The following is a 15,765-nucleotide window of genomic DNA, read 5'->3' as shown; positions in this document are numbered from 1 at the left end:
AAAATGTGCAAACTGCGCTAACATTGGGGAAAATCACTAAATCTCTGTAGCATTATGACTGAAAACATTATCAACAACATGAGAAAACTACGGGTTTATCGATCCCGCAGTTTTAAATTTGATGTGGTTGCCGCCATCGTAGTTTTCCTGGTAGCAATTCCACTTTGCCTTGGAATTGCCCTTGCATCAGGGGCCCCTCTTTTTGCGGGACTGTTAAGCGGAATAATCGGGGGAGTTGTAGTTGGCAGCCTGAGTGGTTCTCAGGTGAGCGTGAGCGGTCCGGCGGCTGGTATGGCGGCGGTGGTGCTGGCAGCCATCACACAGCTGGGTGATTATAATATTTTCCTGTTAGCACTGGTTCTTGCTGGCTTGTTACAAGTGTTAGTAGGCACTTTTAAAGCTGGATTTGTTGCAGATTACGTGCCGTCCAATGTCGTTCAAGGCCTGCTATGTGCAATTGGTATCTTACTCATTGTCAAGCAAATCCCTTTCACGTTTACTTTATCTACTGAGTCAAAGGAATTACAGGCCCATCTACTGGAAACGACAGAAAGCTTTTCATTTAGCCCCCCTATCAGACTTAAGTTACCATATTAATACCGGCGCCATCATCATCTCTGTGATTTCTCTGGCTATAATGTTCTATTTTGAAAAAACTAAAACTCAATGGCTTAAGGGAATTCCTGCTCCGATTGTAGTCGTTCTGGCCGGTATTTTACTCAATGAACTATTCATTACGCTTGGCTCTACCCTTGCTCAAAATAATCCTCATCTGGTTAATATTCCCAAACATGATGGCTTCGCAGATTTCTTCAATCAATTGCAATTTCCTGATTGGTCTGCATGGAAAAATCCAAAGGTTTACCTTTATGCTTTTATTATTGCAACTGTTGCCTCTCTGGAAAGTCTTCTTAATGTCAAGGCAGGGGAAAAGCTTGATACCAAACATCGCTATTGCTCAAAAGATCAGGAACTAATTGCCCAGGGCGTTGGTAATTTTACCGCAGGCCTTGTTGGAGCAATCCCAATTACTTCAGTTATCGTTCGCACTTCGGTTAATGTGCAGGCCGGTTCAAAAACCAAAATGTCGGCAATTCTTCACGGCGTTTTCCTGTTGCTGGCCGTAATGCTAATCCCAGGATGGTTAAATAAGATTCCTCTATCCTCTTTAGCAGTTATATTGATTTATACTGGTTATAAACTAACTAAACCCGCTATTTATAAATCGGTCTATGAGCAGGGAATGGATCGCTTTATTCCCTTCATCGCAACAGTAATCAGTATCGTCGCATTCAACTTACTGGCAGGAATAAGCATTGGTCTTGCAATAAGCTTATTCTATATTCTTAAAACTAACAGTCAGGCCAGACTGGATATCGTGAAAGAAAACTATCCTAACGGCGTAGTCAACCGTTTGGTACTTCCTCAGCAGATTTCTTTCCTGAATAAGGCGTCGCTGATAAGTGAACTAAACTCCATTCCACGTAACTCTCAATTGATTATCGATGCTCGCTATACCAATTATATCGATAAAGAAATTATTGAGCAGATTAAAGAGTTTAAGGATGAGCAAGCGCCTCTGAAACAGATATCACTCAATCTGATGGGGTTCAAGGAGCATTATGATATCCACAATTATATCGATTTCATCAATGTAACGACCTATGACGTATTGGCCACACTTGAACCGGTCGAAGTCTTGAACCTGCTGCGTGAAGGAAACCAGCGCTTTCTTAAAGACACGCGTATACACCGTAATCCTAAAATTGACATCAAACAAACAGCTAAAACGCAGCACCCAATGGCCGTTGTTCTCGGCTGTATTGATTCACGTGTTCCCGTTGAAACAATCTTTGATATGAGTTTTGGAGATCTCTTCTGCGTTCGTGTCGCAGGGAATGTGGTTAATGATGACGTGCTGGCCAGTATTGAGTACGCATGTCACGTAGTAGGCGCCAAACTGATTGTTGTTCTTGGCCATACACGCTGCGGAGCGATTGGGGCTGCCTGTGATAATGTCGAAAAAGGGCATATTACCGAATTGCTGGCAAAAATTAAACCAGCCGTAAATGCTGAAACTGAAACGACAGAAAATCGTACGAGTCAGAATGAACAATTTGTAAGCCATGTCACATCGCTTAATATTGCGAACACCCTGCAGCAAATTTATCAGGACAGCGAGATATTAAGAATTATGCTGGATCAAAATGAAATTGGCATTGTGGGTGCTCTTTACGATGTTGAAAGCGGTCGAGTAAGTTTCGGAGATTATACTCATGAATTATCGCAAGTGTGCCGCAATACAGCGAATGCCCTCGGCGATAAGATGAAAAACCTGGTAAACAGTAAGTAATTTATCAGCAGCCCGCAGCGGGAAACGGGGCTGCTGAGTCACTCACAATTTAAGAAAACCCGGTTTCAACCGGGTTTTACTTTAGATGCTGCCAAGCCATTTCAAGCCAATGTAAGGTCCATTAAACGCGACATTGGTTTCCTCGGCGAGATCAACAGAATGCTGGGCATTAAAGTAATTCACCCACATGTAACCTGCATCGGCAGTTAATACGCCGCTTCCACATAAATGGTTGTATTTGATACCTGTTTTGGCTTCCAACTCAGGAACTGTGGTCCATTTACTGGAGGAAATATACAGGCTTGTTGCTGCTGACTGTCCATTGGCGTCACTATCCCCCACTAATAAAGCAGCGGCTCCATTGCCGTAAATGGCAAACGCATCATTGAAGTTGTAGGCCATGTCCATACCGATGCGTGGTCCAAACCCTTTAAACTCTAAATTGAATGGATGAACTACTCCAGTCAGGCCATTAGAATTCCGTATATCATGCTCAAGACGCAAGTACTGAAAACCTGCATGAAAACGAATATCTTTATATTCGCCAAAATCCACGTGTTGGCCAAATTCAAAGTTTACTGCATCCCATTTGGGCTCTATCCAGGTGGAGTAAGGGATATTGGCTTCAAACGTTGAACTATACACGGTAAAAGAACGACGAGTACTTTGATTATAATGATACCAGTTCACATTGATGTCATTGCCGGTATTGAAATGGTAAGAGCCTTCCAGTTTAAAACCCCAGTCCCATTCCGGTTCAAATTCATTGCGAATTTGACGATCGCCGTTTAGTACATAGCCGACATAAACGGCGTTGGCGCTATAACTTGGTTTCAAATATAAGGCCTGAATTCCCACATCCCAGGCGCTGGATGGGCAGGGAACGGTCACATTACCTGGTTGGCAGACAGGCCCCATTGTTCCCGCAAAACCTGCACCGCTTACAGACATTAAAACCGCTAAAGCAGTTTTTTTTAAATCTAACATGCATTTCTCCATATGACATTTTTATCAATTCGTTCTGATTTCTTTAAAAAATCGCATGCATGTTAGCATATTTTTCATAAAATACCTTGCTAATAAAGCAGGCTTGATATTTAGGAATTTGAGTGAATACCGAAAAATTACGGTTATTTTTTGATCAATTGACTAGTATAATTGCGATATCTTAATAAGCAGAGTCACCATGGAATATATTATCAATGAATCAAAGCATGCTATCAGTCTCAATGAAATTAATCATCTGGCTGAGCTTGTAGGCTGGGGCAAGGATTTCTTTTCCTCACCTCACAAATGGCAGACTGTACTTAGTGCTTCCAGCCATATCGCTTATATCAAAGAACAGAATAAATTGATCGCTTTTGGAAGAATTTTAGAAGATGGACAAATGTGTATGTTTTATGACATTTGCGTTCATCCCCAATATCAAAGACAGAAAATTGGCAGCCTGATTATGAACCATCTGATTAATAAAATTAAAGGACGCAATTTTGTCTCTGTCGGCTTATTTGTTTGGCAGGGTAATGTCAATGCTAAAGATTTTTATCGAAACTTTGGATTTGAATTATCTACGGCTATGGAACTTAAAAGCGAAATGAAGCCGGTATAACCATAATTAGCATTAGAGTCTTTATGAATAGCATGATAGAGCAGTTAAAAAAACATCCCATTGTTTTACAGTCTGAAAAAATACAGGCTTTATGCAAGCCCCTGCGGCACCTTAATATCAGCACTTTTTCCCACATCAGGAATTACAATGAGAATGATTTTTCATTGCTCTGTAATCAGCCTGATTTTGTACAGAACTATGCAAAAAAAGAATATTATAAAGGGGATCCCTGCGTGCAAATCAAATCAGAATCCATTGATTTTGGCCAGTATATCGTCTGGGATATGCTCGATTGTAAGGGGATAACCGCAGCTATGCTGCAGGACTCAGCTCATTATAATTTCAGGCACGTCTTTACCTTGGTCAAACAATCCGCTGAATATTCCGACTATTTTCATTTCGGCACTGATCTAAGCAATATCGCTATTCATCAAACCTATATCAATAATCTGGATCTGCTTGAGCGTTTTACTCAGTATTTTGAGGAAAAAGTCAGTGAGGATGAAGATTTGTGTAGTGCCTATAGCCAGCGTTTTTCTTTTGAAAAAAACAGTACGGAAGTTGGCAAGCTGCCTGAGAGCCATAGAGCCTCTTTTCTACAATCCATTTCAGGTGCTGATAAGGTCCCTTTAAGTTTAAGAGAAATCGAATGCGCTCAATTACTGGTTTGCGGAAAAACCACAAAGGAAATTGCCTTTGCGATGAATTTGTCTCCAAGAACTATAGATGACAAGATTGAAGCATTAAAATCCAAATACAGAGTACGAAATAAAAACGAGTTAATTATAAAGCTGCTAGACAATTGAAGTCATTAAGGTTTTCCCAGCTGTTTTGGGAAAACCTTGTTATAAGATACTGAACTAACGCAGTGCAATTCTGATTTGACCCAATCTTGAATTTTCATCCGCATTATCAATAGCTTCCTGCGCTTGCGCAGAATTCAATTGAGCTCCATTTTTGGTTCGGCTGAAAAATCCGCTACGATCGAGACAGTATGAATGGATATCCTGCACCAATTTGATGTTGTTGATGTCATCCTTGTATGTCTCAGCCAACTCTGCCGCTTTTTTAGATCGGCAATTAGGTTTGGCTGTGATGTGCTGCTTAATCAAGTCTCGGGTCAATTTATCATGCTGCTCCAGGAAGCTTGCAGATTTAAGCCATGATGATTGGCCTTTATATAAAGCCTGATAAATCTTTTTAAATGCTTCAACAAAACGTGCATCTTCTTCCTGTTGACGGCTATCGTCAGATTTTTCAGCTAATGGACTACCCTTCTTTTCAGGCTCAGGAGCGACCTCTTTTGCAACTTTGGCTGCCTCACGCAGAAGTTCCAGATCCTGTGGTTCTAATCGATTGGCCTCTTTTGCAGCTTCATAAGCTGCCACATAACCGCAGGCCTCGGGATTAGCTGGCTTAATCTTGGCAAACAAAGGCAGTAAATCCCATCGGTTATGATGGATGGCGCATTCGATTGGAGTACGCCCTTGGTATTTCGCTTGTAAAGCCAAAGTATCATGCGCACTTCGGTTAATCTGATTCGCAATCAAGGCTTCCAGAAACGCATCCAAAGCTTGAATAACCGCGATATGAAAAGAATTCAGCTTCCCATTTCGTTGTTCGAGACTCCAATCCGGTTTCGCTCCTTTTTGTGCCAGATCAGTTGCCAGTTCTGTCAGCTTGCTATTCAGGAATGGTTTGCCAAATTGCGTTTGCGCAGCATAAAGCATTGCTGCACCATATTGAAAGCTGTCATCTGCATCAGCGCTATTTTGGGTGAGTAATTCAACGGTGCTCCAATCCTGGCAACGTGCAGCAAGTTGAATCGCCGTGATTCCGGGCTTATCTCCCTGCTTGGCTGTTTTAACCCGCAAATCAGCATCTTGAGCTAGCTGAGCGATTTGTTCCTTTCTTTTTCTGAGAATTGCCAAATGTAAAAGACTTACATCTCTGCTGCCGTCTTCATTGCTAATTAGCCATTGAGTACCCGGCTGTACCGAGGCAAGTATTTTGTGCGCCAGTTCAACCTGACCCGCAGTGCGAGCTCGAATAATGATTTCGGCCAATTGCTGAGGATCATCAGGAGTATTGAACTCATTCAGTAAGGCATCCACCAGATACCATTTTTGACTCATTGCAGCGAGGAAAATAGGACTGCTTTCACGAAGTGTAGCCTGATTGCAATTTTCTTTTACAACACCCAACTCATGAAGTGTTTGAATTTGCTTTATTGCTTCTGCCTGCGCTTCCAGATCGTCGCTATCAGTTGCATCGGCAACGGCACAATGCAGAATAGTCCAGCCCCTCTCCTGCTCTGAGCGTGATACATTGTCAATTTTTAAAAGATTTATAGCCAACTCCATATTCCCGGTTCGGGCTGCAAGAATTGCCTCACGTCCCAATAACTTCGCGTCATCTGCACTAATTGGAGCAACGGCTAAAAGAGCTTGAACTTTATCCCATTCCCTTCTTGAAGCAAAATAAACAATGGGCGTTTGATTTTCTGCATTTTTCTGGCTGAGTTCTGTTTTATCAACAAGACCTTGCAGCATAGTCTGCAACTCTTCAATTGTTTGTGCATCAAATAAACTCATTAATTTCTCCGCTAAAATAGAAACGCTTGTTTATCTCTTAAGGAATGAGTAAGAGATTATTTTGTGCCACATTTTTACACATAGTCAGCATTTTATCAACACTGAGTCAATTTATTATAACCCCCTAATCCGGCTACGTGCCTGCCCGAGAAATCCATAATTTTCTCAATCAAACGCTAAGATCTTTAATAATTGGCTGGACTCCATGGTTAAATAGATACGATATCCCTCTGAATCCGACTCTAGTTCAAGCATTTCCTGGATGCCTCGGACAAGCCGAGGCACGTAGGGGGAGAGGGAGTGAATGAATTAATTGGTGGGAAGACTCAGATCTATCTATACCCAAATCTCAAAGAGTGTTATGGTTTTAGCATGTAGTTTATGGATGAAGTTTTCACAAGGAGTGAATGTGTTTTCTCAAGCTGCAAGGAGTGACTCCACCATTTCAGATACACGCCAGCAACAAACTAACAATATCGTGCTCATTACCTTCTGGAGCCAGTTTGCTGTCTATGCTTTAAACACCATCCTGATTTTATTTCTCACCCGCCCCTTTTTGGAACATGGCCTGGGATACAGCCATGCCCAGGCCTATGCCTTTATCGGAGTATCGCAGGCCACCGGTTATCTGATGCCTATACTAGGCGGATTTATGGCGGATCAGGTATTAGGGATCAGGCGCTCTATTTTACTAGGTGGTTTTTTACTTGCCTTAGCCTATTTATTTGTAATGCTCAGCGGATATTCACTCAACGAACATGGCGACAAGCTATTCATCATGGCTTATGCCCTGGTGCCTGTGACCAATTCCTTATTAATGGGTACTGCCTCAAGCATGGTTTCTCATATTTACAGCGATGACGCCATTAAGGCTAAATCAGCGATGACTTATTACTATATGGCAATCAATGTGGGTGCCTTGCTGGCAACGATGATTGCGCCTGCACTGCTGGATAGCCGCTATGGGCCCTTGTCGGTACTTACACTGGCCTTCGCTGGAAAATCGATTGCCGCATTGAATTTTGCTAAAAAATACAGCCTTTATGATAACGTGATTTATGGCCAGGACGCCAAACCCTTCAGCCGCAAAATGGCCGGTCGGCTAGCTTCTTATATCGTGAGTATCTATTTGTTTACCCTCTTTGCTTATTCGCATGTTCAGTTATCAATCATTCTGATTAGCCTTGGCTGCGGCTTAGGCATACTCTGGTTTTTAATCAAGACCTTGAAATTGTCTTCTACTGCTCGCATAAAACAAATGGTCGCGGTTTTGCTCATTATTGAGGCGGTCATATTTTTTGTAATTTATAATCAGATGAACAGCACCCTGGTACTTTTTGCGAAGAGTAATTCTGATCTGCAGCTGCTGGGCCTAAAGGTATCCCCTGCTCATTATCAAATTCTTAATCCGCTGCTAATCATTTTGCTAGGCACACAACTTCCGCGTTTCTACCGCCGCATTCCGCGGTTTACAATTCCCTATCAATTTGCCAGCGGTACCATTCTGGCTGGAGTTGCCCTGTTAATTATGGCATTGGCCGGGAGTTTGTCCTCTGATGGACATGTCAACGGCAACTTTATTGGTTTGACTTATGTGCTTATCACCTTAGCGGAACTTTGGGTCAGTGCTATAGGACTTAGCATGATTGGTCTTTATTGTGACAGTAAAGATCTGGCCTTTGCGATGGGGGTTTGGTATCTGGCCAGTTCACTGTCGAATACCATTGCAGGAAAACTGGCAGGCTTTGTCGCAGTACCCAGGGATATCCTGGCAATCGACTCACTGCCCATTTATCAAAACTACTATTTAAACTTTGGAATATCTGCCATTATTCTCGGCCTGATTATGTGGTTTCTGGCCTCTCTGATTCAAGGAAAGTTAAAGCGGCGCAATATTGAATTGCTGTGATAAGTGTTTTTGTTAAAATCTCAATGACAGACAGCTCAAACCGCCATCCAGCTTGCGGAATTCACTGCAGTCGATTTCCACAAGCTTGTAGCCAAGGCTTTTTAAGCGGAGATTAATCATTGAAAATCCGCTGGGTATCAGTACAGAGTCGTTCACTACAATGCAATTTGCGGCGTAGGCCTCGGCGGGGTCAATAATGATTTGCTTTAAAGACTCCCATTCCGGATGATTTATTAACTCCCCACTTACCAACAGATTTCCCTTACCCAGATAGGAAACCCCGGTTTTCAGATGTAAAAACTCAGTTAATGGAATGACCGAAGCAGTATAGCCGTGATTGTGCAATAGACTGATTAGTTGTTTAGCTCCCTCCATATTGGTCCGCTGAGATAATCCAATATAGAAATGATCTTCAACTCTAAGGACATCACCGGCATCCAATGTTCCCGGAGCCTGAATTTTAGCAATATTGGCAGCGTAGAAGCGGCGAATACTTTCTTCAAGAAGAGAAACCTCCCCTTGGCGGCTTTCCGCTCCTGGCCGCGCCAATACAGCGATGCGCTCAGTTAATAAAGCGGGATCCTCAACAAAACAGGAGTCAGGGAATGCCTCCTCAGGAGGTAAAACCAGCACTTCAACACCGCAGTTTTCGAGTGCATTGATATATTGCTGATGCTGAAGTAGTGCCAGATGGTAATCAGGAAGGCCTAAATCTGCGCTTGAAATACCTTGCACCATCGATTTGGCTGGCGTGCGAACAATTGCTCGTCTGAACATGGAATTCCCTTTCTTGTGATAAATCTATAATCCCAGATTATCTTTTTTAAACACCCGATCAGCTCGATAACTGGAGCGAACCATAGGGCCTGAGGCGACTTCAAAAAAACCTTTAGCCAGCCCAATTTCTCGAAACTCTAAAAATTTTTCAGGCGTAACGTATCGAATAACAGGCAGATGGTTTTTGGTTGGTTGCAGATATTGCCCCAAAGTCAGAATATCCACATTCTGTGCCCGTAAATCATCCATCGTTCGAATGATTTCCTCATCGGTTTCCCCTAAACCCAGCATGAGGCTGGTTTTGGTCAGCACATCGGGTCGATAGCGCTTTGCAAAAGCCAATACATCCAGAGTCTGCCAGTAGCCCGCACGAATATCACGTACAGGGTGAGTTAAACGCTCTACGGTTTCAACATTTTGCGCGAACACATCGACACCACTGTCCAGTAATATGGCGACATGCTCCTCGACTCCCTGAAAATCAGGCGTAAGTGCTTCAACCTTGGTTCTCGGGCAGCGCTGTTTAATGGCGCGAATGGTATCCGCATAATGTCTGGCTCCGCCATCAGGAAGATCATCACGGTCTACGGAAGTTAAAACGACATAATCCAGATTCATCAGTGCGACGGTATTGGCTGAATTTTCAGGCTCCTCTGCATCAAGCCAGCCGCGTGGGTTCCCGGTATCTACAGAACAAAAACGACAGGCGCGGGTACAAACCGCACCCATGAGCATAATAGTAGCGGTGCCATGGGACCAGCATTCCGCAATATTAGGACACTTGGCTTCTTCGCAGACAGTCGCTAAACGGTGTTTTACAACCTGTTGTTTTACCTGATGATAGGCAGGACTGGTATTATTCACAATCCGAAGCCATTTGGGTTTAGGTAACCGGGGCGCATCCTCTTCAGCCGATTTGATACCGTCTTTAATTGCGACGATACCTTGAGAGGTTTTGTATTTTTTGCCGCTCTCTATAACAACAGGAATATCCTTCAGTTTACTCATACCACCGCTACCTGAAAATTAAATCTTCTGATAATCCCAAATCACCAGGCCCAGATCAAGTGAATTTTTGCTTTCTAACCAATATCAACGCTCTATAAAAAAGGCCGGCTATTTCTGGCTGTTTCTTTTCTTTATAAATTCACGTAATAATCTCGCGTGAGAACCATCACAAAATGGGGGATCTTTTGTTTCTTTACAGTGACAAAAGTACACTGTGTCCGTAAGCGGCGCCTGATAGAGCACTCTTTCCTTACAATCCCCTTTATCACAAAACGGCGGTGTCTTTGTTTCCTTGCAACCGCACCATTCATAGTTCTGCCCCTCTTCTACATCCCAGGCAATGGGAAAATAAGGAGGAGGCACTGCATCTTCGGCATCCATTTAGCGCACTCTATAGTATTTTAAGATTTGGGCCAGAATAACTGACAACACTATTGTAGCCAACATATAAACCGCACTCGCTATGATATAAGGATAGACAATCAGGGTAATGCCGACCAGAGATATGAAGGAATAAGCAAAATATTTAATAAATTGCTCATAACGCAACGCACGCTTCATACGGGTTGCTGCATACATAAACATTGTGGAAAGCCCCAGGAAAAACAGATAAAGCAGGTTATAAAGAACCAGCAGTAACTGTTGTTTGATGCTATCGTATCCTTGTGCTCCCAGCCATTGTTTAAAAATCAAAGCGATATTGGGAGAACAACCCAGTTGATAGACTTGCGCCACTAAAGCGGTGAAAAACACCACCCCTAATAAAGCCATGGCTTCAATCGTTTTGTTTGTATACCTGTAATATGCAAATCCGATTAATGCCCCCCCGACTAATATCACGGGAATTCTTAACCAGGGTAACAGGCTATAAAAATGGATGATATGGCTTTGCTGAATAAAATGTATAATCCCGACAGTTAAAAGAAATAATCCGGCAATCCTCAATTTCTGATTAGTGTCTTGGCTTGCTACCAGAAATGCAAACAATAGCATTACCAGAATGGACGCACAGGGATTCAAGGCATCGATCGCAGCCATTAAGGGAATTAATGTGCGGGGTGAAGAAGATGCCCCCTGCTCGATACTGGCTTCCATCATGCTGGTGGTCGCCATAGTACCCAGAACTGAAGAGGTGTTTTTAGTTAGAGCGCCCCGCTTTTCAATCTGTTGCCGGCAAAGTTCCAAACCCTGCATAATCGCTTTTCCGCTGTTAGCCGCTTCGTCAAATCCAACCCACTTTGAATTACAGAAAAAAACCGCTGGTACAGAAAAATCAGTCGAATCTTGCTGACTAAGGTATTGATTAAAAAGCTCCAGGGACGCTTTGTCCTTATCAATATAATGCCGTTCCACCTTCAACCATTTGTTTTGGGGCTCAATTGATTTGAAGTAGGCATCTTCTTTCTGACAATGAGGGCATGTGGAAGACAAAAACAGGTCTACCTTAATTCTAACCTTATTATTCTCATCCAATTGATACCACTGACTATTGGTATCTTTGGCCCATGCAAGCGCAATAAAAAAGGAGAAGATGAAGCTGAGTATCCACCGACAGTGCTTAGGCATTGGCTCTTCCATTATCAATTATAATAGTTACTGAATTAACAGTGCCTTAAAAGTGTAATGGAGAGGAGTGGGAGTTTCAATAAGAGATGAATAATGGCAATGCATGCCGCCTGCCTACCTGCCTCAGCGTCTCCGAGGCATACTCGCTCCCGTTCTTTGAGTAAGCTGGATCACCCGAACAAGTCGGGTGACGTAGAGGCCAGGAGCAGGCTGTGTTTTCTGATATGTGTGGATAGCTATGTAACATATTGCGGACTAGCGGTTATAGTTATTGAGCGGCAGATAAATCAATAGGTATGAATATAATTTTCCAGGTGCTCAATGGTTCTTGCTTTATCTTCGAGCAAGTGAAATAGCAAATCACCAATTGACAAAATAGCTGTCAGTTCACCATTTTCGGTGATTAATACATGCCTTCGCTTGGTTTCTGTGATCACTTCCATCGCTTTTTCGATCGGATCATTCACAGTGAGAATACTGACATTTTTCCAGGCGACATCAATCGCAGGCGTTTTATCAGGAGGCAAATTTCTAAACAGACATTCGCGGATAATATCGCGCTCACTCACCAGGCCCAGCAGACTTTGATCATCGCGAACCACCAAAGCACCGATATCCCCTTTGGTCATCATGTCCACACACTGTGTTACCGTTAAATCCGGCCTGATAAATATAATTTCTCGTCTCGGATGCGGCAAAGCCGAGTATATAAGATGAGCCATAGCAAACTCCCTGCAGAACCTTATTAAGGGGGCATATGTTCAAATATAGCACAGGAAATTATGGTTTTTTAAAAATAGTGAAAGTTTAGATTAGGGCAGCCCTGATTGGCTTGCAATAAAGCTACCCTTAAACAGGAGCAATTTGGAATTAGTTAACCACTCGCCATGAACCATCGGCTTGCCGGCATGCTCTGCCGTAGATTTCCTGTGTTTTGCCGCCAATTAAAGCGCGGGTTGTATATTCACGACAAGGTTGCGAGTTCGTGTAATAGGTTTTCTGCGGGGTAACGGTGTACGTGTTACCGCTGTCAGGGTTACGCCATACCACTGCTTTTCCGCTCGGAGAACTTTCCAGCGCTCGTTGCATTTCCAGGCGATCAAGCCTATCCATAGTACGGCCAATATTCCCACCCAAATAAGCACCTAACAAAGCACCGCCTGCAGCTGCTGCGACTTTGCCTGAACCACCGCCAAACTGGCTGCCGATCAGTCCGCCCACCACACCGCCGGTTACCGTGCCTACACCTTCATTCGTGACTTGAGCACAACCTGAAAGCAGGACAGATAAAGATAATGAGGCTAACATAATTTTTTTCATGTATTCACCTTTGATAGGTTTGTAAAAACGATGGCCATTTTACCCTAGATTCGTCCATAGGTCTATTTGTTTCCGATTTGTTACAGTTTATCCCTTCGCACCCGCGGCGAAAGCTGGCAAATTAACTCATAGGGGATTGTTCCGGCTGCAGCAGCAATGGTTTCGACCGGAATATGGACACCCCATAATTCCACAGGGTCACCAACGGCGGCCTCTGGCACATGACTTAAATCAACCGTCAACATATCCATCGATACCCGTCCAACGATCGGTGCCTGATAACCATTGATCCAAACCGGAGTGTTAGCGGCTATGTGGCGAGGATATCCATCCCCATAACCGACGGCCACCACACCGATCACGGAAGGCTTTGCAGTTTGCCACTCCCCGCCATAGCCTACCCGCACGCCTGCCGGGTAGTGCTGGACGGCAGTGAGGGAAGACAGGAAACGCATCACCGGTATCAAGCCCAGCTCTTGCCCCGAGGTATGTTTGAACGGAGAAATACCGTAAAGCATGATGCCTGGCCGCACGACCTCTGCGTGACTATCAGGTAAAGAGAGAATTGCTGCTGAATTGCCAATACTTTTTACCAGTGGAAATTCAGGCAACCGCAAATCAAAAAATCGTCCTAATTGCTCCTGGTTCGCTGGATTATTTAACTCATCGGCACAGGCAAGATGGGTGATAAGACCAATTTGCCGATCAACCCAGGGGCAAGAGTGCAAGGCATTTAATACGCCATACACATCGCCCATTGCAAAACCCAGACGATGCATTCCGGTATTGACTTTTACCCATACACGCACTGGTTTTGGCAGCGCCTGAGCCAGCAGCCATTCCAACTGATAAGACTGGTGTATAACCACCTGCAAATTATGCTCAACCACCAGCGCCAGCTCATCCTGATTAAAAAAACCCTGAAATAAAATACAATCGGTACAGGCACCTAGCGCCTTAATCGCTAAAGCCTCTTCAATGCAAGCCACTCCAAAAGCATCCACATGGCCTTCAAGCACAGGAATGATCGAGGGCAGCCCGCAACCATAGGCATTCGCTTTCACCATTGCAATAATTTGTCTGCCAGGAGCATGACGTTTGACTTGCTGTACATTATGCAGCAGGGCTGTCGCATCAATTTGCACTTTTGTAGGCCTTGTCACTAGTCCATCCCCTGATAACCGGTATACGCCAGATCTTCAAAGCGAGTGTATTTACCAAGAAAAGCTACTCTCACCTTGCCAATTGGACCATTTCTCTGCTTGGCAATGATAATTTCTGCAGTTCCTTTATCCGGGCTGTCTTCGTTGTAAACTTCATCCCGATAAATGAAACAGATTAAATCCGCGTCCTGCTCGATCGCACCCGACTCCCGCAAGTCAGACATAACCGGACGTTTATCCTGACGCTGCTCCAGGCTTCGGTTTAACTGGGATAAAGCAATAACCGGCACGTTCAATTCTTTTGCCAGGGCTTTTAAACTTCGCGAAATTTCTGAAATTTCTGCTGTTCTGTTTTCCGCCTTGAATCCAGGCACTTTCATCAACTGAAGATAATCCACAACAATTAATCCCAGCTGGCCATGCTCCTTCGCCAGGCGCCTTGCTCTCGCTCTCATTTCGGAAGGGCTAAGGGCCGCCGTATCATCAATAAATAAGGGGGCTTCAGATAATAAGTGAACTGCGGAGGTCACTCGCGGCCAATCATCCTCTTCCAGTTTTCCGGTTCGGATTCGATGCTGATCAATTCGGCCAAGCGAAGACATCATCCTCATAGCCAGTGAATCCGAGGGCATTTCCATTGAAAACACCAGAACATTTTTCTTTCCCTGGATTGCGATATTTTCAGCCATGTTCATTACCAGAGTGGTTTTACCCATGGAAGGGCGTCCAGCAACAATGATCAAATCAGAGGGTTGAAGACCGGATGTCATTTCATCCAGATCGCTTAAACCGGTGGCCATCCCGGTGATTGCATCGCCGTTGTGATAAAGTGCATCAATTTTTTCAATCGCTTTGGTAATGATCGTTTTAATGCTCTCTGGTCCGCCATTGCCCCCTGTCTGCTCAGCAATAGCAAACACCCTGGTCTCAGCCAGATCCAGAAGCTCACTGACTTCACGGCCAACAGGATTGTAAGCAGAGTCCGCTATTTCACCCGCGATATTGATCAATTGTCTTTGAACTGACTTCTCTCTGACAATATCAGCATAGGCAGAAATATTTGCCACGCTGGGCGTATTATTGGCTAACTCAAAAAGATAGGTTTCACCGCCCGCATTATCCAGTTCATTTCGGGATTTTAGATTATCAAGCAAGGTGACTACATCAAAAGGCTGTTCGCGTTTTGAGAGATCAACAATGCTGCGAAATAAAATTCGATGTTCGGAACGGTAGAAATCTTCTTCGCATAATTTGGTACTGACCTTATCCCAGGCCTGATTATCAAGCATCAGTCCACCAATAATAGACTGCTCAGCCTCTGCTGAGTGCGGCGGCCTCTTCAAGGTATCGACAGGAGGAGTATTTTTGCGAGATTTTGCCTCAAGCATATCAAAACCTGATAATAAAAAATCCCTATTGTAATGCCCAAAATAAAAAAAGGCACACAATTGTGTGCCTTTTATGCA

The 15,765-nt window shown here is 43.8% G+C and carries 13 protein-coding genes and 1 pseudogene; 4 read left to right on the top strand and 10 right to left on the bottom strand.

The window, feature by feature from the left end; all coding sequences use genetic code 11:
* Window positions 1-54 precede the first annotated feature (54 nt).
* A pseudogene (locus DYH61_RS05435) lies at window positions 55-2,353 on the top strand (bifunctional SulP family inorganic anion transporter/carbonic anhydrase).
* An 81-nt stretch (window positions 2,354-2,434) separates the two neighbouring features.
* Here the strand turns inward: DYH61_RS05435 and DYH61_RS05430 are convergent.
* Window positions 2,435-3,340, bottom strand: coding sequence for an Lpg1974 family pore-forming outer membrane protein (locus DYH61_RS05430; RefSeq protein ID WP_058508679.1), 906 nt, complete (start codon window positions 3,338-3,340; stop codon window positions 2,435-2,437).
* Window positions 3,341-3,539: 199 nt separating this feature from the next.
* Between DYH61_RS05430 and DYH61_RS05425 the strand changes: the two genes are divergently transcribed.
* Both DYH61_RS05425 and DYH61_RS05420 read left to right on the top strand, forming a co-directional pair.
* On the top strand, window positions 3,540-3,962 hold the full coding sequence (locus tag DYH61_RS05425) for a GNAT family N-acetyltransferase (protein ID WP_058508678.1): 423 nt from the start codon (window positions 3,540-3,542) through the stop codon (window positions 3,960-3,962).
* 23 nt (window positions 3,963-3,985) lie between these two features.
* The gene (locus DYH61_RS05420; RefSeq protein ID WP_058508677.1) at window positions 3,986-4,768 is read left to right on the top strand and encodes a helix-turn-helix transcriptional regulator; all 783 of its coding nucleotides are present in this window, start codon (window positions 3,986-3,988) and stop codon (window positions 4,766-4,768) included.
* A 54-nt stretch (window positions 4,769-4,822) separates the two neighbouring features.
* On the opposite strand, the gene DYH61_RS05415 is transcribed toward DYH61_RS05420, so the two are convergent.
* The gene (locus DYH61_RS05415; RefSeq protein ID WP_058508676.1) at window positions 4,823-6,556 is read right to left on the bottom strand and encodes a hypothetical protein; all 1,734 of its coding nucleotides are present in this window, start codon (window positions 6,554-6,556) and stop codon (window positions 4,823-4,825) included.
* 403 nt (window positions 6,557-6,959) lie between these two features.
* Here DYH61_RS05415 and DYH61_RS05410 point away from each other — a divergent pair, with 403 nt between their 5' ends.
* Window positions 6,960-8,465, top strand: coding sequence for a peptide MFS transporter (locus DYH61_RS05410; protein WP_058508721.1), 1,506 nt, complete (start codon window positions 6,960-6,962; stop codon window positions 8,463-8,465).
* A gap of 12 nt (window positions 8,466-8,477) precedes the next feature.
* Here the strand turns inward: DYH61_RS05410 and DYH61_RS05405 are convergent, their stop codons facing one another.
* The 8 genes from DYH61_RS05405 to dnaB form a co-directional block, all read right to left on the bottom strand.
* The gene (locus DYH61_RS05405; RefSeq protein WP_058508675.1) at window positions 8,478-9,242 is read right to left on the bottom strand and encodes a dimethylarginine dimethylaminohydrolase family protein; all 765 of its coding nucleotides are present in this window, start codon (window positions 9,240-9,242) and stop codon (window positions 8,478-8,480) included.
* A gap of 24 nt (window positions 9,243-9,266) precedes the next feature.
* Entirely contained in the window at window positions 9,267-10,250 is a 984-nt protein-coding gene (gene lipA, locus DYH61_RS05400; RefSeq protein WP_058508674.1) for a lipoyl synthase, read from the bottom strand.
* A gap of 108 nt (window positions 10,251-10,358) precedes the next feature.
* Entirely contained in the window at window positions 10,359-10,631 is a 273-nt protein-coding gene (locus DYH61_RS05395) for a CDGSH iron-sulfur domain-containing protein (protein WP_058508673.1), read from the bottom strand.
* Window positions 10,632-11,816, bottom strand: coding sequence for a thioredoxin domain-containing protein (locus DYH61_RS05390; RefSeq protein WP_058508672.1), 1,185 nt, complete (start codon window positions 11,814-11,816; stop codon window positions 10,632-10,634).
* Window positions 11,817-12,103: 287 nt separating this feature from the next.
* Window positions 12,104-12,538: a CBS domain-containing protein gene (locus DYH61_RS05385; protein WP_058508671.1), complete on the bottom strand. Its 435-nt coding sequence runs from the start codon at window positions 12,536-12,538 to the stop codon at window positions 12,104-12,106.
* A 148-nt stretch (window positions 12,539-12,686) separates the two neighbouring features.
* On the bottom strand, window positions 12,687-13,136 hold the full coding sequence (locus DYH61_RS05380) for an RT0821/Lpp0805 family surface protein (protein ID WP_058508670.1): 450 nt from the start codon (window positions 13,134-13,136) through the stop codon (window positions 12,687-12,689).
* Between the two features lie 80 nt (window positions 13,137-13,216).
* The gene (alr, locus tag DYH61_RS05375) at window positions 13,217-14,299 is read right to left on the bottom strand and encodes an alanine racemase (RefSeq protein WP_058508669.1); all 1,083 of its coding nucleotides are present in this window, start codon (window positions 14,297-14,299) and stop codon (window positions 13,217-13,219) included.
* Complete coding sequence (gene dnaB / locus DYH61_RS05370; RefSeq protein ID WP_058508720.1) at window positions 14,299-15,687, bottom strand: replicative DNA helicase; 1,389 nt, start codon at window positions 15,685-15,687, stop codon at window positions 14,299-14,301. The genes alr and dnaB overlap by 1 nt, the downstream gene beginning before the upstream one ends.
* Between the last annotated feature and the right edge of the window lie 78 nt (window positions 15,688-15,765).

The organism is Legionella quinlivanii (assembly GCF_900461555.1).
Lineage (GTDB): Bacteria > Pseudomonadota > Gammaproteobacteria > Legionellales > Legionellaceae > Legionella_C > Legionella_C quinlivanii.
Note: the sequence above shows the minus strand (reverse complement) of the source record. Positions and strands in the feature narration are given on the sequence as shown.

What these genes read in the sequence shown, in the direction of transcription:
- DYH61_RS05430 (WP_058508679.1), bottom strand. Translation starts at nt 3,340, where the DNA reads ATGTTAGATTTAAAAAAAACTGCTTTAGCGGTTTTAATGTCTGTAAGC.
- DYH61_RS05425 (WP_058508678.1), top strand. Translation starts at nt 3,540, where the DNA reads ATGGAATATATTATCAATGAATCAAAGCATGCTATCAGTCTCAATGAA.
- DYH61_RS05420 (WP_058508677.1), top strand. Translation starts at nt 3,986, where the DNA reads ATGAATAGCATGATAGAGCAGTTAAAAAAACATCCCATTGTTTTACAG.
- DYH61_RS05415 (WP_058508676.1), bottom strand. Translation starts at nt 6,556, where the DNA reads ATGAGTTTATTTGATGCACAAACAATTGAAGAGTTGCAGACTATGCTG.
- DYH61_RS05405 (WP_058508675.1), bottom strand. Translation starts at nt 9,242, where the DNA reads ATGTTCAGACGAGCAATTGTTCGCACGCCAGCCAAATCGATGGTGCAA.
- lipA (WP_058508674.1), bottom strand. Translation starts at nt 10,250, where the DNA reads ATGAGTAAACTGAAGGATATTCCTGTTGTTATAGAGAGCGGCAAAAAA.
- DYH61_RS05395 (WP_058508673.1), bottom strand. Translation starts at nt 10,631, where the DNA reads ATGGATGCCGAAGATGCAGTGCCTCCTCCTTATTTTCCCATTGCCTGG.
- DYH61_RS05390 (WP_058508672.1), bottom strand. Translation starts at nt 11,816, where the DNA reads ATGCCTAAGCACTGTCGGTGGATACTCAGCTTCATCTTCTCCTTTTTT.
- DYH61_RS05385 (WP_058508671.1), bottom strand. Translation starts at nt 12,538, where the DNA reads ATGGCTCATCTTATATACTCGGCTTTGCCGCATCCGAGACGAGAAATT.
- DYH61_RS05380 (WP_058508670.1), bottom strand. Translation starts at nt 13,136, where the DNA reads ATGAAAAAAATTATGTTAGCCTCATTATCTTTATCTGTCCTGCTTTCA.
- dnaB (WP_058508720.1), bottom strand. Translation starts at nt 15,687, where the DNA reads ATGCTTGAGGCAAAATCTCGCAAAAATACTCCTCCTGTCGATACCTTG.